The following is a 21,380-nucleotide window of genomic DNA, read 5'->3' on the forward strand; positions in this document are numbered from 1 at the left end:
ATAAAAAAACAGCATTAGAAGTTGCCTAACTTCTAACGCTGTAAAATTGGCTATCAACAGGATTTGACAGAGAGCCGAATTAGTTCACTTGGTCCACATTTTTTATTTAATAACGGTCATACCATTCATATATTTAACTAGCACATCGGGCACTTTTACAGAGCCATCTGCTTGTTGATAATTTTCTAAAATTGCCGCAACAGTACGGCCAACAGCGACACCGGAGCCGTTTAGCGTATGAACGTAATCGACGGAACCATCTTCCTTACGGTAACGAATCATTGCGCGCCGGGCCTGGAAATCCAAACAATTCGAGCACGAACTGATTTCACGATAAATGTTTTGTTCCGGCATCCAAACCTCAAGGTCAAAAGTTTTGGCGGATGAAAAGCCGGTATCCCCGGTGGATAGCACAATCACATGATATGCTAGGCCTAATTGTTCTAAGACTTCTTGAGCGTTCGCGGTCAGGGAATCTAATTCTTTATAAGAATCTTCTGGTTTACAGAACTTTACCATTTCAACCTTATTGAATTGGTGCATCCGCGTTAAGCCCCGTGTATCGCGACCGGCACTACCAGCCTCAGAACGGAATGCTGGTGTCAATGCCGTAAAGTAAGTTGGTAAATCCTTTTCGTCTAAAATTTCACCACTATAGTAATTTGTTAATGGTACCTCGGCAGTTGGAATCAGCGTCATGCCCGTTGATTCAACGGTGTAGACATCTTCCGTAAACTTAGGAAATTGGCCAGTACCAAACATTGTTTTTCCAGTAACCAAGTATGGTGGAATAATTTCATGATAGCCTTGCTTCTGTGTATGTAAATCCAGCATAAAGTTGTAAAGTGCCCGCTCCAAACGAGCACCAGCATCCTTATAGTAAACAAACCGCGCACCAGAAACTTTTGCGGCCCGATCAAAATCTAAAATTCCTAACTTTTCACCAATTTCCCAGTGAGCTTTAGGTTCAAAATCAAACTCAGGAATTGTTCCCCATTTACGTAACTCTTTATCTTCGGCCTCATCTGGCCCAATAGGCAAACTATCGTCAGGTAAATTAGGTAAGCGAATTGCAATATAACGCCACTGTGCGTAAACCTTCTTTTGCTTTTCGTCTGCGGCTTTAATGGCGTTATTTAACGTCTTAACCTGCTTAATTTTAGCCTGTGTTTCTTCAGAACGTTTGTCCTTGGCCTGGCTAATTTGCTCCGTTAATTGATTCTTTTGCTTACGTAAATCCTCGGCCTCCGCGATAGCATCCCGGTTCTCCTGGTCAAATGCCAAATACTGATCGACTTCTTTCGCCTCAATACCGCGTGTCTTTAACTTGGCCTTCACCATGTCAGGATTTTTTCGAATTATTTTAGGATTAATCATTGTGGAAACTCCTTCCAGAATAGTAAAAAGTAGTCGCTACGATTTAACTTCAATTAAAAAATAGCCTACTTCTTAACTACTCAAAAATTATTTTTCTGCAACAAAGCAATTTGGCCATCTTACATTAAACTAGGGAGTGTTTGAAAAAGCGGTTAGATTCTGAGGATTAGCCTAAATAGACGAATTACCTTTGAAAAAGGTGATTTGACTGTTGTAGCTAACCGCAGGAATCTGCTTTTTCAAGCACGTTTACACTAAGTTGGTCAGGTAAATACTAGTAACGGTATTTCCCAAATATAAACTCAGTTGTTAGCGCGCAACTATAAAACAAAAAACGTCCCGTAAATTAACTTTCGCTAACTTACGGGACGTTTACACGCGGTACCACCCATTTTAATGATTAAAATCATTCACTTAATTGAGTTTAACGGCTCACCGTGGTGACTTTTCGCCACCAAGCTCAGCACTGGATTCACCCAAAGTATTGACCAGCTCACATTAACCGCTAGCTTTCTGAACAATTCTCTGACCTACTAGATGCCTCATTGCAGATATCCCTTTTAATATAACATATAAAAGGTGATTGTCAACGGACTACGCGTTCATATAGGAAACAACGTTGTCAATGTAAGCATTAACCGTTGTATCAATTTCATTATCGTAAGCATTCATTAATGTCTGCAATTGTGCAATCACTAGTTGAGATAACTTCAAAGTCAACTTTGATTCTGCATCAATCAGCAACGCTTGATCAAGGTGAATTAGTGCTTGTTTCGCGGTCGCTTTTATGTCTAAATCAGCACGCTTAAAGGTTGCTCGCTGCCCATCTTCTGTTTCAACAGCGTAACGATCACCTACAAGTGGCACAAACTTCAAACCTTGTGCGACCACAATGCTATATTTTTCTTCATCAACGAATTCCATGTGTTGTGTCCTCCATTAGCATTAACTTAAAATATAAGAACCTGACAAAAACTAATAAACTTTAAAAACAACGTTCTAAAAATCAGTTTTTTGTCTAGCGTTTTTTCATGTAACCTTGATATATTTTAGTCATTTTTAATTGAAACGCAACCGTTTTAAACAAAGAAAATAAACTGTAATCTTTTCGTCATCTAACTGCGTGTTCGTTATAAAAAATACCAACTATTATAGGTTCTTGTCCATATCAAAAGTGAGCCGGGATAATCCGACACCTTGCGTAATTAAAGTACTAATTAACGCCTGAGTTCGCTTAGTCATGTCCGCAACCAACGCGTAATTTTGCTGGGTTAAAAATTCAGTCACTTGATTTGCCGGTTGTTTGCCTACCTGCGCATCTATCCTGGCCATCAACGTGTGTTGCTGTTGTCGTGCATCCTTCAAATAATCCAAATCGGCCTGTATAAAAGCACTGTGATGACTTTCAACTAACATGGATAGCGTCCGGTAAAGCCAATATGCACTGGTACTGCCATATGTCAGTGTCATTGGCGTTGTGGAATAACTGGGATCAGTATCATTAGCGTTGGCATAAAATGGGACGTACGGACTAAACGCCGGAACACCAAAAGACAACCAATACACGGCGGCACAAGATTCTGGAACGTGATTACGAATTTGTAATACGTGTGAATTCTGAGTCCGTGATAGCGAAATTGCCCGGTAGCGCACTTTATCAGCGTGACTGCCTTGGCCCAGCGGATCAAATTGCGTTTCATTATAGTGTGAACCCAAAATATATTCTACATCCTCGAGGCTGATTCGGTGGCTTGGATAGCAAATAAATGGTAAGTCCACACTTTCCGGATCCTGTTCAATTTCTGGATTCAAATAACGCTGGGCAAACCAAACACGTGGCGTATTGTAATGGTGGTCTTTTTTAGTGTTCGTTCCAAAAATATGCCGAAAATTCCAGCCTAACGAATCAGGATTCAGGTGATGTTCAGTCACAAAACTCTGAATACCATCAGCCCAAATAAAATTCGCAGTGTCCTTGAAATCGACCTGCTGAATTGCAACTTGATTAGCGGTAACCGCGTAGGCATCATCCGGAATCCGTTGCGCCAGCCATAAATGACCGGTCACAATTTCCATATACCAAACATCATTTTTATCACTAAACAAGACGCTATTACCAGCATTAGATCCATACTGTTTGATTAGCTTTCCTAAATACAAAACACCATCCCGCGCACTGTCGATGTAAGGTAAAACCAGCGTTTCCAGTGAATCTTCACCTAAACCCCCGTCTACTAGCGGGTCAAAAGCAAGCGTGCGCTCATTACCATAGGTGCTTTCGGTAGCACTCATTGCAACGTTTTTTTCGTTAATCCCACTTTCATCATTAACACCTTCTTTTTCAGCCTGGGGGTCAGCATCAGGCGTTGCTTGATACCGATAGCCCTTTTCTGGTAGCGGGGCCGTAAAGCCATTTAACTCCGATTTTAACGTTACCCCCTTGCGACCTTGAACTGCTGGGTGCATATAAAAACGTTTTGGATGGACCGCCAAGTAGCGATCTTCATTACGGGCAATCATTGTTGAACCATCAAGACTTGCCTTTTTACCAACCAAAACAGAAGTACACATTGTTGAAACTTTTGCCATAAAAATAAGCCCTCTTCATTAAAAAGTATTAAATGCATTTTACTACGTTTAGCCTAAAATAACGAGGGAGCGGAACAAAAGTCGTTTCTGGCACACGTTCTAGAATAATGTTTGGAAACAATAAGAGACCAGGACTTTTGTCCCAGCCTCGCTTACTATTTTTGATCATCACTCTAGAATGTGTTAAAAAACAATCTTCTATTTAACCTGTAATTTTTCAATATCAATGACCCGATCAATCCATCCTTCATAAAAACCAGGTTCATGGGTCACCAGCAAAACACTGCCTTCAAAATTCTGTAAAGACTGGCTCAATGCATCCTTTGTCTGCTCGTCCAAATGATTCGTCGGTTCATCAAGAATTAAGAGATTAGCTGGGAAAATTGTCAAAATGCATAATTTAACCTTGGTTTGTTCACCACCACTAAGCATTTTAATCGGTTTATCAACATTGTCCCGCTCAATCCCCGCACGTGCTAATGACTGCCGAACTTTTTTCTGAGTTAACTTCGGTGCCGCCGCTTGAACAATCTGTAGTGGTGTTTGTTGATTATTATTCCAAAGCAATTCCTGTTTAAAATAACCAACCTTGGTTGTGGCCGAAAACCAATAATCACCACTTAGTTTAGGAATAATTCCCAGTAACGTTTTAATCAAAGTTGACTTACCGATCCCATTAAAACCAGTAATGGCGACTTTTTCTGGTTGCGTAATCGAAAAATTAAATGGTGTTAATAGTGGCTTTTCGTAACCAACCACTAAGTCAGAAACGTCTAGCAGCATCCGGACGGCACTAAGCTGATACGGAAAATTAAAATGAGATGCCATTAAATTACCTGGTGGCGTTAAAATATCCATATGTGCTAACTGTTTCTCCCGGCTTTTGGCGATTGTCGAACGACTGCCAGCCTTGTTTTTACGAATGTAGGCCTTCGTCTTTTCGATTTTCTTTTGCTGCGTTGCGTAAGCCTTTAAATAAGTTTCTTTATTGGCCTCTTTTTGACGGCGAGCCTGATTTAGCGTTCCCCGGTATTTTGTGATCTTACCAAATTCAATATCACAAATACAATTAGTAATTTGGCCTAGAAAATCGTAATCATGGGAAATTACAATGAAGGCCCCGGCAAAATTATTCAAATAATTAATCAACCATTCAATATGGTTGGTATCTAAATAGTTAGTTGGTTCATCTAATAGGAGAACATCTGGTTGTTCTAGTAACAACTTGGCCAAAATAACTTTAGAACGCTGACCGCCTGATAGTTCACTACTATTGCGATCCAACCCGATTGCATCAATTCCAAGTCCCGAAGCAACTTGATTAATCGTGGTCTCGATATCATAGAAGTTTTTAGCTTCCAGAATTTCCTGATTATGCCCGGCTTTTTCTAATAAATCATCATCCGGATTTTCTGCATAGTCCGCGTAGATTTGCTCATTCTGTTTATTTAAAGCGTACAACTCACTAAAAGCACTTTTTAAAAATTCAAAAATTGTCTGCTGCTCAGCCAAACTCACGTACTGATCCAAATAACCAATTTTAATGTGTTTTTTCCAAGTGATTTTACCGCTATCAGGCAGAATTTGCCCGGTAATAATCTTAATTAAAGTACTTTTACCGACACCGTTTTGTCCAATAATACCCATATGGTCTTCTTGATTAAGGGCAAACCCAGTGTCATCATATAATGTTTTATCTAGAAACTGTTGTTGTAAATTTTCAACTGTTAACACACTCATATTGGCTCACCTCATTTCAAAAATAACCCTGACCTGTTTTATTTCACAATGTTAAAAGATTAGCACACTACAAAATGCCGGTCAAACAAAGGATTCCATGAAAAATAAACTCAATATCGATTTCAATAAAATTGATTTGGATAGATTATTTTGTCATCAATCTGTTAAAATAGCCCAAATTTCCTAAAATAGTCCCGTAATTTTGTGATAAAACGCTGTTTTTCACAAAAAATTGGAATTAATTTCACACTTTATTCTATTTTATTGTAATATTGGCACCTTATATAAGACCGCCACAGCAAAAACAGGCCGTTTAAAGTATCTTATTTATGACGTTAAATTACAAGCATGTAACAATATTTCATAAATACGTTTTTTTGTAATCTTGTTGGCATTTAATTGACACACTGGCCGCCTATAATAGCCTTTGTTGGTTGATAAGTTACTTATCGACATTGAAACAGAATATTTAATAATCCCAATTTAGGAGTGATCTTTATTTTATTGAACAAACGTGCAAAAATGATCTTGTTAACAACTGCTGGTGCAACTGGTTTATTGGTTGGTGGCGTTCAGGCCGCTAATGCCGCTACAGTTACTGCTAAAGCAGGCGATACTGTATCAGGGTTAGCTAAACAATATGGTTCAACTGTTGATGCTATCGAAAAAGCTAACAACATTAATTCTTATACACATTTGATCTTTGCTGGTCAAAGCTACAACGTACCTGATAGTGCCTCACAACAGGCTGCTACAACACAGCAAAATACAACTACTCAGGCTGCTAGCCAACAAACACAAAACCAACAAGTTGCCCAAGTTCAGCAACAAGCAACCCAGGCCCAAGCCCAACAAGCTGCTCCAGCACAACAAACACAGACACAGCAAACAACTAGTTCTGGTTCAGATGCTTCGGCTAAAGCTTGGATTGCTAACAAAGAATCTGGCGGTAGCTACTCTGCCCAAAACGGCCAATACGTTGGTAAGTACCAATTAAGTTCTTCATACTTAAATGGTGATTATTCGGCTGCTAACCAAGAACGTGTTGCTAACAACTACGTTACTTCCCGTTACGGTTCATGGACTGGTGCTCAATCTTTCTGGCAAGCAAACGGTTGGTACTAAGCCTTTAAATTTGTAATTGATGGCACTCACTGCGGTGGGTGCTTTTTTTGTGTCCTGTTATAAAAGACCAAATAACAATGGCTGCTTATTACTGATCATGATTACAAAGCAAAAAAAGAGCGGATGTGCTATGCTATTTCTAGAAGAAAAGCGCTGACATCTCTTTAACAGCGCTTTGGAGTGACCCCCACTTTACCCGTGCAAAAATTTTGGCACAATAAAGTACAGTAACTATTGTGATTGGCTTTTTACATAATCTTTAGTTACTACTGGTATCCTCCAAAAATAACTATTTAAATACAGGAGGTTCATTATGAGTAATACACAAAAATTACCTTTACGCAAAGATGTTCCGGTTGAATTAACTTGGGATTTAACCACAGTCTACCCAACCGACGCCGACTGGGAAATTGCCTACAAGGATGTTCAAACGTTGACTACGGAAGTTGAAAAATTAAGTGGTACTTTGGCGGCCAATGCCCGTGACCTGAGCACTGGTTTGGAACAAATTTTTGACCTTTACCGTAAATTAGAAAAAGTTTACGTCTATGCTAGTTTAAAAACCAACCAAGATAATAACGATCCAACCTATCAAGCAATGTCACAACGTGCAGGTACTTTGGTGGCCAAGGTCTCCGCGCAAACCGCCTTTGTCGAACCAGAAATTCTGGCCATCCCCGAAGATAAACTGACCGGTTACATCGACGAAAATAGTAACCTTCAAGTTTATAAGCACTACTTAACACAACTCACTGCTGCACGGGACCACACTTTATCGACTAATGAAGAAAGTTTGCTCGCCGGTGCTAGTGACGTCTTCGATGGCTCATCGCAAACGTTTAACGTTTTAAACGACGTTGATTTACCCTTCCCAACCGTTAAAGATGCTCAGGGTAACGATGTTCAACTTTCCCAGGGCGTTTATGGTACGTTAATCGAATCAACTGATCAGGCCGTCCGGCAAAATGCTTTTAAACAACTATATAAGGTTTACAATCAATTTCGGAATACGTTGGCCTCAACGCTAATCACGAATGTTAAAATGCATAATTTTCGTGCTCAGGCCCACCATTATCCAAGTGCACGTGCGGCCGCAATGGCGGGTAACCATATTCCTGAAAGCGTCTATACAACCTTAGTTGACGTTGTTAAAAAACACTTACCACTTTTGCATCGCTACGTTGCATTACGTAAAAAAACGCTAAAGCTCAAACAGGTCCATATGTACGATATGTATACTCCTTTAACTGGCGAACCTACCTTAACCTACACTTACAAAGAAGCCCAGCAGGAAGTCTTAAAAGCTGTCAAAGTCTTGGGCCGTGATTACACCAGTGTCGTTGAAGAGGCCTACGAAAAGCGCTGGATTGATGTTGTTGAGAATAAAGGTAAAACTAGCGGTGCTTACTCTTCTGGTATGTATGATACCAATCCGTACATTTTATTGAACTGGCAAAATAATCTGAATAGCTTATATACTTTAATTCACGAAATGGGCCATTCCGTTCATAGTTACTACACTCATCACAATCAGCCTTACGTATACGGTGATTACGCTATTTTTGTTGCGGAAATTGCTTCCACAACTAATGAAAATTTACTTACTGATTACCTATTGAAAACTCAAACTGATCCAAAAGTACGGGCCTACGTTTTAAATTATTACCTCGACGGTTTTAAAGGCACAATTTTCCGACAAACTCAATTTGCTGAATTTGAACAATTCATCCATACTCAGGATGCTAATGGTATTGCGCTAACCGCCGAAAGCATGTCGGATTACTATGGTAAATTAAACAAGGTTTATTATGGCCCTGATACTGCGGACGATCCAGAGATTGCTTTAGAATGGTCACGAATTCCACATTTCTATTTGAATTATTACGTTTACCAATACGCAACTGGCTTTGCCGCGGCGACAACCTTGGCGGATAAAATTGTTAATGGAAAGCGGCCAGAGCGAGATGCCTACATTAACTACCTTAAATCTGGCAGTTCAGCTTATCCAATTGAAATTATGCAAGCTGCTGGTGTCGACATGACTCAGGCTGATTACCTCGAAAAGGCCTTTGATGTTTTTGAAGAACGCCTAACTGAACTAGAAAAATTACTAGCTGACTAAAAGCCAGAAAATATCTAAAATAATTGATTACTATTTCGTGTATGAATGGCCGGGGAAAATTAAATTTTCCTCGGTTTTTTTGCTGGCCAAAAATTATTTTTAAAGAAAAGCGGTAATAAAAACGTACCCTGCGCCTAAGCAAATTTCATTAAGCTAGGACTTTGGACTGAATTAGTCTTTTCTTTAGAAAATATTTAACCTTATCAGTTATCCTTAAGACGAAGATAACCAAAACGTTATCACTAAAAATTCGAAGAGGTCAATTATGTTAATTCAAAAACACAAAATGCCAATAAAATGGTGGCTGGGTTTAACGGCGAGCTTCTTATTACTTGCCATTCTAGTTAAATTCCAGCTACTCACCGGGCTTGATGAACTTCTAATTAAGGGGATTCAGGCGAACACCTCAGCTACGAAAGATTTTTTCTTTAAATTGATCACCATCTTGGCACAACCGACGCTTGATCTCTTCTACGCCGCACTAATCGCCGGTTTTCTCTGGTTTCACCGCCATACTAGTGAAGCCATCTGGGTTATCCTAACCATTTTTGGTGGCGACGCAATTGCTAGCGTGATCAAAAAACTAGTTGCACGCCAGCGGCCGACAATCAAAGAAATCCTACCTGAAAATGGCTACAGTTTTCCTAGTGGGCACGTTTTGGGGACTGCGATTATCTTATTGTTTATCTGCGTTTTTTGGATCAATCACTTAAAAAACAAATGGCAGCAATTGCTTTGCTACCTTATCAGCCTGCTTTTATTATTATTAGTTAGTTATTCCCGTGTTTACCTTGGTGCCCACTACCCCAGTGACGTACTTGGTGCAATACTGTTTGCAGTAGTTTGGGGCGAGGCGGCACTCTGGCTTTATCAACACTACTTCCTTCGCTTTCAGAAAAAAGTAGTTAGGCCCCGCCACGCGAAATACTAACTAGTGTCCTGCTTAAATTTCAATCTGCAATTGAACATGATTACTGGTTCCACTAACACTAGCGTCTGTTTAGCAAGTCAAAATGACAACGGATTTTTCAAGCACGTTTTCGTCGATTAAAAAAACACCTTCAAGCTCTTACGAAAAATTGATTTTTAAGTTGTTCGTTAATAATGCCGTACCGACAATTAAGAAGAACAATTCAAAAAGGAAGAACAACGAGAAATTTAAATTCAGCGCTGTTCTTCCCTTATATTTACGTTATCCATCGTCATTTATTTGTCATAAAGACCCGAAAATATTGCAATTCAATCTGAATGTGGCAAATAAATTAATGACTTGTATCATTTCGTTTACAAAGCCACTTTTAACTAGTATTCGTATTCTGAATTACCTACAATTAAAATAATTAAGCAAATAAAATCGTGACATTGAACTTTTATTTTTGGCAGATTAAACTTTATTAAGGAGTGATTACTATTTTTGGTAAGCGTGAAACACAACGAACTGTAACTGCCGGTATTAAAACTGAATTACCACGTTATTTCACCAATTACATTTGGAACTATTTTGATCTGTTACAGTCGCAAGAATTACGTTTGGCCGTCATTTTAAGTGTTGAAATTCAAAAAGATGGCCGGCACTGCGAAATTTATTTTACCCAAAAAGCCCCTTATCTAGATGATCACTTCTCAATCGAGTTAATTGATGCTGCGACTATCCTACCTAACTTAGTCTTAATTGAACAAGAACGCTATTACCAACGAATGCTTCTTCCTGAAGAAGCAAGTTAACCTTTTAAATTTGATTTACGCCGCGCAAAACTGCAATTGCTGGCGTATTCGCCGGTAGTTCATCTGCTGGCAATACATAGACTTGCCCACCTAAGGCCAAGGTTGCGACACTCAAATCATTTAATAAATTATTTGCCTTGGCTGCTGGACTCTTTAAATCAAGGTTTTGCTTTAGATCCATAATCCCTGGCACTGTAGCATCTTTGGCAACAAACAGTGTAGCCACTCCACCTTCAGTCGTCCGTGAAATTATATCGCTTAAATCATCAAGGTACTTTTTTGCTGAACGAGCCTGATCAACTTGAGTCGCTAGGATGGTCATTACATCTTGACTTAATTTCTGATTGATACTGAGTACCAGTTGATTAATCACGCCTTGATCCAATTTTGCAGGAAGCTTAGTCAACGTTGTGTCTTTTAGTAAATACTCATTCTTGCTAACTTTACGCAAAATGCTCTGATTCTCTGTCGTGGCCATTAAAACTAGCCGCCGTTGTTGTGGCCTAGAATAATTCTTATAAATAAAATTATCGACAATCTGAAAATACTTTTGGTGATCATTTTCCTGCGTTCGTGTTTTTAAATCTTGTCCGTGAACACCACCGTTGCCACCAGAACTAGTCCAGCGCATTTTGCCGCTAGTTAGTTCTGTTCCCAATGCCTGTTCACTCGTTTTAGGCGCTTCATTTGGTAGATCAACTTTTTTGGCCAGGCCATCCTGAACTTGCCAAAATGCCATTTCCGTTCGATTTAGCTTTAACAAATCATAATCTAAATTAAATTGATCGTTTTCAATAACTGGTAAAAGATAAAGATTATCGCCTACATGAACAACATTGGCAACAGTAATATTCAAAGGATAAACCAAGATTTGTTCGCTGCCAGCAATAATGGCAACACTTTTCGCACCGTTATTACCCAACGCACGTGTTTGTAAAACGGTCTCAAATTCGGCCTGATACGTTGCCCAATTTTTTTCGGAATAACGGGTCTTAAAATTAACTTTGGCCTGCTGAATTAGCCCACGAAAACGCCCCTTATCACCATCTACACCACTTTCATAGGGTGAGACTGCCATAAAAATTGATACGTAAGGACCTTGTTCTCCCTGTGCCTGCATTAATTGTGCTAAATCTCGCTGTAATGTTGCCATATTAATCCCTCCAAGAATCAAAATCTTAGTAGTAAAGGCAAACGAATAGAAAGCGTTTTCTAATTCGCTTTCAGTCCCATCTTAGCACCCAACCACTCATTATTCAAAGGAACTTAATCGGCCGTTTAAATACGTGACATAGCAAGAATCAATTTGGCTATCGCGCGTTTTTTTATTTCAAAAATTATTGTGGCATTGGCTTCTTAAGGTTAAATAGGCTTGTAGCTATTCTCGATCCAAAATAGGTTTTCCGTCTATTTATAATTCTAAACACAAAAAAGCCTGGACAACTTGTCCAGGTCTGCGTGAATTTAAATGAATACTATTGGCCGTCCTCCAACTGTAAGCGATGATCTTCAAACCACGTTTCCCACGGCTCAATTGGTGTTCCGTTTGCTAAATAGCTTTGATCAAGCTTAGTCATCAAACGAGAAAAATGTTCACCAACGCGCTGTGTCAGGTAAGCCATTAGTTCTTTTTTATCGAAACGCGCTCCACTCATCAAAATTTTATTAATTGCTGGAATATCGCCTTCACTTTGACTGGCCTCGAATACTTCAAGGTTATTCCAGCGAAATTGATCAATGTAAGCCGACATAAAATCTTGAATAGCAGTTTGTTTAGCCTGATCGCTTAACGTTGTAAACTTTATACCTTCATCTGTCATCACACACACCTCTTTTCTGTCACTACTAAGTCTATTATAGTCCCGCCGGCACCAGATTGGACAAACTATTTCAAAGTTCATCTTTTAGCGGCCGTTTTCCAATTTTTTTAACCCAAATTTTAGTAACCGGATTACTGTATTCTCGCAGGGAGTGAGCCAAAAGTCGTCTTTGGGTTTACTGCGAAGCGTAGGGCCAACCCAATAACCGTAGTTAGGCACGTGAACCCAGACTTTTGGCCCACGTTCTAGAATAATGATCGGAAACAGTAAGAGGCTAGGACAAAAAGTCCTAGCCTCTTACTTAGAATTAAAACCTAGCTTAATTAATACTGCTCACCAATAAGCCAAAGGTAGCAATCAACTGAATTATACTTCTACTTTTTGAATCCAGCCTTCTGGCGCTTCTACATTACCAAACTGGATACCAGTTAACGTATCGTATAATTTTTTCGTAACTGGTCCAACTTCAGTTTCAGAATAGAAGACGTGCTTGTCATCACCGTTAGTAATACTTCCGATTGGTGAAATAACGGCCGCCGTTCCACAGGCTCCAGCTTCCTTAAACTGATCAAACTGATCAATGAAGACGTCGCCTTCTTTAGTACCTAAGCCCAAACGCTCTTTTGCCAAGTAGAGCAAGGAGTATTTAGTAACTGAAGGCAAGATTGAAGGCGATTTTGGTGTCAAGAATACGTTATCCTTTGTAATACCAAAGAAGTTTGCTGAACCAACTTCTTCGACTTTACGGTGTGAAACTGGATCAAGGTAGATACAATCACTGTAGCCATTCTCGTGAGCGTACTGGCCTGGGAACAAACTAGCAGCATAGTTACCACCAACTTTGTTAGCACCAGTACCTTTATGTGCGGCACGGTCATATTCAGAAGTGATGAAGGCCGTTGGTGTTAAACCACCCTTAAAGTAGTTCCCAACTGGCATCGCGAAAATTGAGAAAATGTATTCTTCTGCTGGATGAACACCAATGTTACCACCAACACCAACCATATAAGGACGCAAGTACAAAGTTGCACCGTTACCGTATGGTGGCACAAAGTCTTTATTTGCGACAACCGTTTGTTTAACAGCGTCGACAAATTTATCAACTGGATATTCGGGCATTAAAAGGCGTTCACATGAATGTGTCATTCGTTTAGCATTCTGTTCTGGACGGAATAAATTAACTTCACCATCTTTTGTCCGGTAAGCCTTTAAACCTTCAAAAACACCTTGACCGTAATGTAAAATGGTTGAACCTTCATTGATATGCAAATCTGGATCATCCGTTAAGCCTTCATTTTGCCACTTACCATCCTTATAATACGCACGAAAACGATAAGGTAAATTCATGTAGGTGAACCCTAAATTATTAAAATCAACATCTGCTGCACTAACTGACATATGTAAAACTCCCTTCAATAAATACTAAATTAAAAAATCAATGGTTTTTGTAAGCTAATTTTAATGTATAGTTTAGTAATAACTTTGGTTTTTGTCAAACTCAATCTTAGCTATTCTTGTTTAATTATGCGTTAACATTACTGCTATAGTCACATAATATCTAATATTTTAAATTTTATAATGTTTTTCATTTTATTTTGAATAAGATAGTTATTAAATGTACTAATTAGTAAATTAATTTTTGGCTAGTTTAATTTATCATTTACTTTAATCTAATTCTAATATAGAATTAGCGCTAATTAAACTAATTCACACTAACTAAAGGAAGTCTTTCAAATGAAAAAAGTTATCGCTACTAGCACTGCCCCAGCCGCGCTTGGCCCTTATTCACAAGCCGTTCTTGTTGATCAAACACTTTATGCTTCTGGTCAAATTGGCCTAAAACCAGAAACCGGCAGTTTAAATGGCGCGGATGTTACTAGCCAGACTAAACAAATCATGGCCAATATGGGCGCTGTTTTGACTGCAGCCGGTATGAATTACGCTGACGTGGTTAAAACAACTATTTTTCTGACCAACGTTGCCGATTTTACGGTTGTCAATGATCTATACGCAACCTACTCTACTTTACTGACGCTAAATTTCTACCAGCACGCTCAACCGTCCAAGTCGCAGCCTTACCTGATGACGCACTCATTGAAATTGAATACACTGCTACTAAATAGGAGTGTTTGAAAAAGCGGTTAGATTCTGAGGATTAGCCTAAGTAGGCGCTTTGGCCGTGCAACGGCCGAAGTGACTGCTGTAGCTAACCGCAGGAATCTGCTTTTTCAAACACGTTCACACCAAATTAATCAGATAAATACTAATAAGGACATTTTCCGACCTAGATTCTGAGGATTACTGACGTTGTCGATCGGACTAGGATGAACCGAAGTCCGAATCGCAGCCTAAACAGACGAATTAACTTTGAAAAAGGTGATTTGGCTGTTGTAGCTACTATTCCGCAACTGAGAATTATTAGCTAAGTACGCTAATAATTTTGATGCTTCATACGTTGTCCATTCAACTAAGGCGAAAACCGCCAAGTTGAAACATGGCAACCGCAGGAAGCTGCTTTTTCAAACACGCACACTAATTAGTTAGGAAAATCCTAATAAAGGTATTTCCTAAACACGAACTAATTTCTACAATTAAGGTTAACAATTTTCAAACGCGCTCTTAGAATAATTTTCAGAAATACCCCACTTTTTCTATGTAGGGTACACAGCCACACGTTCTTTGCCAAGTTTTAGTGTTTGAATCGGTTCGCGGTAAAATTTTGATAAGGTTGCTTCATTTAAAAGTTCTTGCCGACTACCTTTTTCGACAATCTCCCCATTTCGTAGTAAGAGCAGATTTTTAAAGCACGGTAATAACTCTTCTGTATAGTGTGAAACGAATAGTAACGCTGGGCTGTTCGGTTCGGCCGCAATTAATGCCACCCGTTGCAATAGTTGTTCCCGGGCAAATAAATCTAGACCATTACATGGTTCATCTAAAATTAGTAATTCCGGTTTTGCCATTAAGGCACGGGCTATCAATACTAGTTGGCGTTCACCTTGTGATAAGACACGGTAAGGCTTACCAATTAGACGTTTGCCACCCAAACGATTTAAAATCGTCTTGGCCTGATCCATTTCGGCCTCGGTATAGTGTTCGTAAACGCCAATACTGGCAAATTTTCCTGACAAAACAATACTTTCCACTAAATCACCTGGATGTAACCAATCCTGCAGGGCAGTACTTACCCAACCAATTTTTCGTTTTAATTCTGGAATTGAGGTATGTCCAAAAACACCACCAAGAACCTTTAGTTGCCCGCTAGTTGGCCAGATATCGCCGTGGATTAGTTTTAATAAAGTCGTCTTTCCCGCACCATTTAATCCTAGAATTGCCCAATTCTGTTTTTCATGAATTGTCCAGTCAATGTGTTTCAAGATAATATGGTCACCGCGTTCTAATGAAACATCCTTAAACGAAAGGATCTCGCCCATTAGGCCACCTCCTTTTGAGGTTCAACATAGTGTTGTTATTAAACCAACATGGTGTACAACATTTGATTGTCCTTTAAGTTAATGTAATGTGGGTCGAACATTGTTAGTCGATCCAACAAATCCGGTAATGTCGTTTTATCGCCTAATCGAACTCCAATTAGAACTGGCCCTTTACCGCGGTTAACTTTCTTTGTGTACTCAAATTTTGTAATATCGTCATCTGGTCCCAGAATTTCGTTAACAAATTCGCGCAAGGCTCCTGGTCGTTGAGGAAAATCAACGACAAAATAATGCTGGTAGCCTTCGAAGATTAAGGAGCGTTCCTCAATTTCCTGCATTCGGTTAATGTCGTTATTTCCACCGCTAATCACACAAACAACCGTTTTTCCGCGAACCTCATCTTGATACTGTTCCAAGGCAGAAACGCTTAAGGCTCCAGCCGGCTCAGCAACAATTGCCTCTTTGCTATATAAATCTAAAATAGTACTGCAAACTTGGCCCTCTGGCACAGCCAGCATATCATCAACGTAGGCCTTAACGTTAGCGTAGGTTAATTCGCCAACCGTACGAACGGCCGCGCCATCAACAAATTTCTCTAGTTCATTTAACGTTACTGGGTGGCCCACTTCCAAAGCCTTGGTCATTGACGCCGCACCTGCTGGTTCAACGCCAACAACTCGGGTTCGGGGACTAACTGCTTTAATGTAAGCCGCAGTCCCACTTAACAAACCGCCACCACCGACAGCGGCAAGAAAATAATCAACATTAACGTTTTGCTGCTCCGCATCGGCAAGTACTTCAACGGCCAAGGTTCCTTGACCGGCCATCGTTCGCTTATCATTAAATGGTGCAATAAAGGTCTGCTGCTTTTCCTGACAAAATTTTTCTGCCGCTTCAGCTGAAGCATCAAAAGTATCTCCGACCAACTTAATCGTTACGTCATCGCCACCAAAAAAGGCAACTTGGCTAACTTTTTGTTGTGGTGTCGTAGTTGGCATAAAAATCGTTGCTGGTACTTTCATATTATGACAAGTCCAAGCAACCCCTTGAGCATGGTTACCGGCGCTGGCACAGACAACTCCTTTTTCCCGTTCAGCTGCCGGTGTAGCGTGAATTGCGTAGTAGGCGCCACGGATTTTGAACGAACGTACGGCCTGTAAATCTTCACGTTTAAGGTAAACTTGACAATGATACTTCTGGGATAAATAGACATCATACTGTAACGGTGTGTGCCGAATAATTGGTGCCAACACCTCGTTTGCCTTTTCTACATCCTCTTTTGTCAATAAAGCTTGATCTGTCTTCGTTTTTAAATCCATTTTGCCACCATCCTTTCGTTCAAATTAAAAAGGAGTTGACTGAATAAAGGGTAAATTCCAAATCCAGAATCTACCTATTGAATGTGAGTTTAACAATCATTCCGCAACCATTTTTTAGTTAGGGAATGAACGTTTACTCGCCTTCAAGGCTTTATTTCAATCTCGTCCTTTCCGCTAGAGCTCACTTACCTACTTATCATAAAAGATCTTTTAGTTACTGTATTTATCAGCTTCCTTAACGAATGGCATCCGGGCACGTAGCTCTTCACCAACTTGGGATAATTGTGAATTCTCAGAACGTTCGCGTAATCTGTACAATTCTGGGAAACCGGCGCGGTAATCAGCCATAAAGTCTTTAGCAAACTTACCGTTTTGGATTTCTTTAAGAGCATCCTTCATAGCCTGCTTTGATTCTTTGCCGATGACTTTTGGTCCGACAACGTATGAACCATATTCAGATGTATTTGAACAATCACGATACATCTTATTGAAGCCACCTTCATAAATCAGGTCACAGATTAACTTCATTTCGTGTTCAACTTCAAAATAGGCCAATTGTGGTGAATAACCGGCTTCAGTTAAAACTTCAAAACCAGTTTCGATCAATGAAGTAACCCCGCCCATTAAGACATTTTGTTCACCGAATAAATCTTCATCGGTTTCTTCTTTGAAGGTTGTTTTCAAAAGTCCAGCACGAGCGGCGCCGTTAGCCTTAGCAAATTCTTTAGCCTTATCTTCGGCGTGTCCAGAAGCATCTTGGTAGTAACCATAAAGTGCGGGAACACCAAAACCTTCCATATATGTACGACGGCATAAGTTACCTGGTCCTTTAGGCGCCATGATAACAACGTCAACGTCTGCAGGTGGTACAATTTCTTTATAATAAACGTTAAAGCCATGTGAGAAACCAAGTGTGTTACCGGCCTCAAGGTAGGGCGCAACCTCTTCCTTATAAACGTCCGACATGACTTCATCAGGTGTTAGCATCTGAACCCAGTCGGCCTTTTTAGCGGCTTCGGCAACTGAATAAGTTGGAAAACCATCCTTTTTAGCCTTATCAAATGATTTACCTTGCCGAACACCTACAATAACGTCGACACCAGAATCCCGTAAGTTGTTTGCTTGGGCGTGACCTTGTGAGCCATAGCCCATAAATGCAACCGTTTGGCCAGCCATGTAATTCGTTGTAACGTCTTTGTCGTATAACATTTCTACTGTCATATAAAAAACCTCCATTTTTCTTGTCAATTCAGTAACCAAACCAATCTATTTATAACAAATTTCACTTTTCTTCCTATTATATAGATAAAAAGAAAAGGAAATGTGATACCACTTTTAACCAGATTTTTTGGGGATTAATCAGAAGTGCTTTCTGCCCGGGGAAAACCTGCAACCCCTGTTCGAACTAATTTTAAAATACCATATGGTTTCACTACGCGAAGCAATGCCGCAACCTTAGAACGTGTCCCCGTGATTTGCACCACCACGTCTACTGATGAAACATCCACAATAGCAGCCCGAAATGGTTGAATCATTGCCAGTAACTCCGCCCGCTTTTCAGGTAGTGCACTGATCTTGATTAAAACCAATTCTCGTTCAATGTGCGGAACATCGGTGATATCTTTAACTTCAAAAACATCAACTTGTTTCTCTAATTGGCGAAGTAACTGCGTACTGGCGGCCTTATCGGCTAAATAAACGGCCATTGTTACTCGTGAAACGGCCGGATCAACTACTGGACTAATTGAAATACTATCAATGTTGACCTGGCGACGATTAAGCGCACCAGTAAAACGATTTAAAACCCCTGGATTATTAGTCATCATACAAGTAAGTACCCGCCGCATTTACTTCACCCCAATCATTTGATCGTTAGATTTCCCTGGCGCAATCATCGGGAAAACTTGTTCTAGTGCTGGAATATCGGCCTCAATCAGCATTGCGTGTGGCGAACTAAAGGCTCGTTCTAACTCGGCCGCTACTGTTACTGGCGAAGTTACCTTTAAATGACGAAGTCCGTACGCGGCAGCAAGCTTCATGAAATCCGGTTGGTGATCAAAGACCGTTTGGGAACGGCGTTTTTCGTAAAATAAATCTTGCCATTGACGAACCATTCCAAGCGTCCCGTTGTTTAACAAAATAACTTTAACGTTGAGATCGTAAGCTGCTAAAACATCTAATTCTTCACTAGTCATCTGTAGCCCCCCATCGCCCACGAATAAGACAACGGTTTTATCTGGAGTGGCAAAGGCAGCACCAATCGCGGCTGGTAAACCAAAACCCATTGTTCCTAAACCACCACTAGTAATTAATTGTTGTGGTCGGCTAAAGGGGTAAAACTGGGCGGTCCACATTTGATGTTGCCCAACGTCGGTCACCACCGTAGCATCACCTTTGGTTAAACGACCAACTAATTCAATCACTCGTTGGGGTTTTAATTCAGTACTACTTTCTTGATAACTGTAGGGATGAGCGGCCTTTCTTTGCTTTAAAAGTTGTAGCCAAGTTTGATCGTGCGCTGGCTTCATTGGTTGTGCCAGGCAGTACTCTAAGGCCACCTTTGCATCGGCCACAATCGGATAATCCGCCGCAATCACTTTACCAAGTTCGGCCGGGTCAATATCAATGTGCGCAATCTTAGCATTTGGTGCAAACTGTTTTGGCGCCGTTGCTAAGCGATCATCAAACCGAGCACCAATACATAGAAGAAAATCACATTCGGTGAGTGCCATATTAGCGGTATAAGTGCCATGCATGCCACCCATTCCTAAAAATAGTGGTTCATCAGTTGGCATATCACCTAATCCTAATAAACTAGCAACAACTGGCAACTGAAAATCTTTACTGAATTTTCGCAATTCGGTACTCGCTTGGGCGGCCCCAATACCACCACCGGCAAGGATGACTGGTTTACTTGCTTGCCGTAAAGCAAGTAGCATTTCGTCCATTGCAGCTTGATCCAATGGCCGCTTTGCCTGATAACTGGTTAAATGAACTTGATCATCGGTAAGCTCCGTTACTTGTTCTTGTGTAACACTCTTGGGAAGGTCAACAACGACTGGCCCTTTCCGCCCAGTTGTTGCTACGCGAAACGCCTCAGCAACAATTCGGGGTAAATCGGCAACACGCCGTACTTGATAATTATTTTTGGTAACGGGCGCCGTCATACTCAGTACATCTGCTTCTTGAAAGGCATCCGTTCCAATGGCACCAACTCCAACTTGGCCAGTAAAGACAACAATTGGCGTTGAATCTGACATTGCGTTAGCTAGGCCAGTCATTGCGTTAGTTGCACCTGGTCCGCTAGTAACAAAGACAACGCCTGGTTTTCCGGTTACTTTCGCATAACCTTCAGCCGCATGAACTGCGCCCTGCTCGTGTCGAACCAAGATATTTTGAAATTTCATTTGGTACAACGCATCGTAAAGTGGAAGAACAGCCCCACCAGGATAACCAAACAACAGATTAACATTTTGCTTTTTCAAAGCCGTAAGTAAAACTGTCGCGCCAGTTTGTTGTTGAACATTGCTCTGTGTTTCTTTTTCTAACATCCACTCACCTCCTAAAACAATTGATTAAAATTCTATTAGAAATTATGTTATTCACTATACATTAGTTTTTGTGGTTGTCAACACCTTTTTAAAATAATTTTTAACTCATTTGGGAAAAATAAAAAGCGCCCGCCAAGATATTTAAAATCTTGAAGGACGCTTATTTGCGTGTTACCACCTCTATTCATAGCACCATTACTGGTACTACCTCTTCACGTGCAGCAATAAAAATAATTGCGATACGCTAGCGGGATAATGGTGGCAGCCAATAAACTTACTTAAATTTCGGTTCATCACTCGGGGAGGATTTTCTTAAGACGTCTGCTTGTTTCCTTTCACCTACTGAAACTCGCTTTAAGGCAGAACATCGAAATACTCTTTCCCGTCAACATGATTATTTATGGTGCTGAAATAAATCAACACATTTGCTTGGTTATTAATATACTTGTAGTAATCATGAATGTCAATTACTTTTTTACTTATTTTTGTTTTTGTTTATTCTTCCTAAATTGTCAAACTAAGTGCAACACCGGCCAGCTTTCACTTATAAGTGGTCTAGGTGTTAGTCATGCGAGTAA

At 40.2% G+C, this 21,380-nt stretch carries 16 protein-coding genes, 1 pseudogene and 2 other annotated features; of the genes and pseudogenes, 5 read left to right on the forward strand and 12 right to left on the reverse strand.

The window, feature by feature from the left end:
* Positions 1-102 precede the first annotated feature (102 nt).
* The 4 genes from serS to EKM98_RS10695 all read right to left on the reverse strand — a co-directional run bounded on the left by serS (position 103) and on the right by EKM98_RS10695 (position 5,706).
* Positions 103-1,377 carry a serine--tRNA ligase gene (serS, locus tag EKM98_RS10680; protein WP_125982584.1) on the reverse strand — a complete coding sequence of 425 codons (1,275 nt, stop codon included), beginning with the start codon at positions 1,375-1,377 and terminating at the stop codon, positions 103-105.
* Positions 1,378-1,738: 361 nt separating this feature from the next.
* Positions 1,739-1,932: a binding site (T-box leader), on the reverse strand.
* 39 nt (positions 1,933-1,971) lie between these two features.
* The gene (locus EKM98_RS10685) at positions 1,972-2,301 is read right to left on the reverse strand and encodes a hypothetical protein (RefSeq protein WP_125982585.1); all 330 of its coding nucleotides are present in this window, start codon (positions 2,299-2,301) and stop codon (positions 1,972-1,974) included.
* A 225-nt stretch (positions 2,302-2,526) separates the two neighbouring features.
* Positions 2,527-3,966 carry a C69 family dipeptidase gene (locus EKM98_RS10690; protein ID WP_125982586.1) on the reverse strand — a complete coding sequence of 480 codons (1,440 nt, stop codon included), beginning with the start codon at positions 3,964-3,966 and terminating at the stop codon, positions 2,527-2,529.
* 198 nt (positions 3,967-4,164) lie between these two features.
* Entirely contained in the window at positions 4,165-5,706 is a 1,542-nt protein-coding gene (locus tag EKM98_RS10695) for an ABC-F family ATP-binding cassette domain-containing protein (protein WP_068226156.1), read from the reverse strand.
* A gap of 522 nt (positions 5,707-6,228) precedes the next feature.
* On the opposite strand from EKM98_RS10695, the gene apf reads away from it, so the two are divergent.
* From apf to EKM98_RS10715, 4 genes are all read left to right on the forward strand, one after another.
* Positions 6,229-6,831, forward strand: coding sequence for an aggregation-promoting factor (gene apf / locus EKM98_RS10700; protein ID WP_125982592.1), 603 nt, complete (start codon positions 6,229-6,231; stop codon positions 6,829-6,831).
* Between the two features lie 313 nt (positions 6,832-7,144).
* A complete protein-coding gene (pepF, locus tag EKM98_RS10705) occupies positions 7,145-8,953 on the forward strand; it encodes an oligoendopeptidase F (protein WP_125982587.1) in 1,809 nt (602 codons plus the stop codon).
* 265 nt (positions 8,954-9,218) lie between these two features.
* Complete coding sequence (locus tag EKM98_RS10710) at positions 9,219-9,884, forward strand: phosphatase PAP2 family protein (RefSeq protein WP_125982588.1); 666 nt, start codon at positions 9,219-9,221, stop codon at positions 9,882-9,884.
* A gap of 470 nt (positions 9,885-10,354) precedes the next feature.
* Positions 10,355-10,678 (forward strand): DUF960 family protein, encoded by a 324-nt coding sequence (locus EKM98_RS10715; protein ID WP_068226152.1) that lies wholly within the window; start codon positions 10,355-10,357, stop codon positions 10,676-10,678.
* A gap of 4 nt (positions 10,679-10,682) precedes the next feature.
* Here the strand turns inward: EKM98_RS10715 and EKM98_RS10720 are convergent, their stop codons facing one another.
* The 3 genes from EKM98_RS10720 to EKM98_RS10730 form a co-directional block, all read right to left on the reverse strand.
* Positions 10,683-11,831, reverse strand: a complete 1,149-nt coding sequence (locus EKM98_RS10720) for a baeRF6 domain-containing protein (protein WP_125982589.1) — start codon at positions 11,829-11,831, stop codon at positions 10,683-10,685.
* Between the two features lie 322 nt (positions 11,832-12,153).
* On the reverse strand, positions 12,154-12,498 hold the full coding sequence (locus EKM98_RS10725; protein WP_125982590.1) for a hypothetical protein: 345 nt from the start codon (positions 12,496-12,498) through the stop codon (positions 12,154-12,156).
* Between the two features lie 366 nt (positions 12,499-12,864).
* Positions 12,865-13,896 carry a branched-chain amino acid aminotransferase gene (locus EKM98_RS10730; RefSeq protein WP_068226149.1) on the reverse strand — a complete coding sequence of 344 codons (1,032 nt, stop codon included), beginning with the start codon at positions 13,894-13,896 and terminating at the stop codon, positions 12,865-12,867.
* Positions 13,897-14,232: 336 nt separating this feature from the next.
* Between EKM98_RS10730 and EKM98_RS10735 the strand changes: the two are divergent.
* Positions 14,233-14,621: pseudogene (locus EKM98_RS10735) on the forward strand (Rid family detoxifying hydrolase).
* A 528-nt stretch (positions 14,622-15,149) separates the two neighbouring features.
* Here the strand turns inward: EKM98_RS10735 and EKM98_RS10740 are convergent.
* The 5 genes from EKM98_RS10740 to ilvB all read right to left on the reverse strand — a co-directional run bounded on the left by EKM98_RS10740 (position 15,150) and on the right by ilvB (position 20,802).
* Positions 15,150-15,932, reverse strand: coding sequence for an ABC transporter ATP-binding protein (locus EKM98_RS10740; protein ID WP_068226147.1), 783 nt, complete (start codon positions 15,930-15,932; stop codon positions 15,150-15,152).
* 38 nt (positions 15,933-15,970) lie between these two features.
* On the reverse strand, positions 15,971-17,251 hold the full coding sequence (ilvA, locus tag EKM98_RS10745; protein ID WP_068279682.1) for a threonine ammonia-lyase IlvA: 1,281 nt from the start codon (positions 17,249-17,251) through the stop codon (positions 15,971-15,973).
* A gap of 210 nt (positions 17,252-17,461) precedes the next feature.
* Entirely contained in the window at positions 17,462-18,499 is a 1,038-nt protein-coding gene (gene ilvC, locus EKM98_RS10750; protein WP_318531621.1) for a ketol-acid reductoisomerase, read from the reverse strand.
* Between the two features lie 107 nt (positions 18,500-18,606).
* Positions 18,607-19,098: an acetolactate synthase small subunit gene (ilvN, locus tag EKM98_RS10755; RefSeq protein WP_068226144.1), complete on the reverse strand. Its 492-nt coding sequence runs from the start codon at positions 19,096-19,098 to the stop codon at positions 18,607-18,609.
* Positions 19,099-20,802 carry a biosynthetic-type acetolactate synthase large subunit gene (gene ilvB, locus EKM98_RS10760; protein ID WP_068279676.1) on the reverse strand — a complete coding sequence of 568 codons (1,704 nt, stop codon included), beginning with the start codon at positions 20,800-20,802 and terminating at the stop codon, positions 19,099-19,101.
* Positions 20,803-20,951: 149 nt separating this feature from the next.
* Positions 20,952-21,200 (reverse strand) — a binding site (T-box leader).
* Positions 21,201-21,380: the final 180 nt, after the last annotated feature.

Origin of the sequence: Loigolactobacillus iwatensis (assembly GCF_003950295.1) — a bacterium.
In the GTDB taxonomy this organism is placed as follows: Bacteria; Bacillota; Bacilli; order Lactobacillales; family Lactobacillaceae; genus Loigolactobacillus; species Loigolactobacillus iwatensis.